The organism is Dehalococcoidia bacterium (assembly GCA_021295915.1).
In the GTDB taxonomy this organism is placed as follows: domain Bacteria; phylum Chloroflexota; class Dehalococcoidia; order Lucifugimonadales; family UBA1123; genus VXRN01.
Genome location: JAGWBK010000008.1, coordinates 1 through 638 on the forward strand (window position 1 = coordinate 1; position 638 = coordinate 638).

Genomic DNA, 638 nt, shown 5'->3' on the forward strand with positions numbered 1-638 from the left:
GTTGGACGACAGGTATGCCTGGTGGTTTACGAATCCGAGACCGCCGAGAAGATTCTCGACGAGCTCTTCACGCTCGATTGCCCATGAGAAAGCGTTGCGCACCTTCATGGAATTCTGCATGGACGGCGTGTTCTCGTCATAGGTGTCGCCGTTCTCGAACGGGTTGCCGATCCAGGGCTTGCTGATGTCGCGCTCACGCTCGAGAGCCTCACCGGTCAGGCCGGAGTGGGACTCCCAATAGTTACCGACCCAGGAGATGTCTCGGATCGTGTTGAACAGACCCTTCTTCTGGAGTTCGAAGCCCTTGGACTGCAGCTCAGGGAAGTCCTTCGTTGCAATCTGCGCGATCTGCGCCTCTTCGGCTTCAAGCATCGCGCGGCGGGAAGCACCTTCAGGGACTTCCAACCAGTTGATTTTTTCCACGAACGGGCCATTATCGTCTTTGGTAGCGTAGTAGTCCGGGTTGGCGACTAGCCTGATGCCCTCGTTCTGCTTCCATGAGTCCAGGTAGTTGGCATCCTCGGCCATGAAGGCGCCGACGCCGACGTAGACATCCTGGGTGCCTTCGACGCCGTACTGGTCGAAGACGTCCTTGGACACGATGGCGGCTGTCTGCCAGAACCTGGAGAACCGGTGGA

At 58.2% G+C, this 638-nt stretch carries 1 protein-coding gene; it reads right to left on the reverse strand.

Annotated elements, in window-relative coordinates:
• The coding region (locus J4G14_03995; GenBank protein MCE2456957.1) for a hypothetical protein at positions 1-638 on the reverse strand (638 nt) is incomplete at both ends.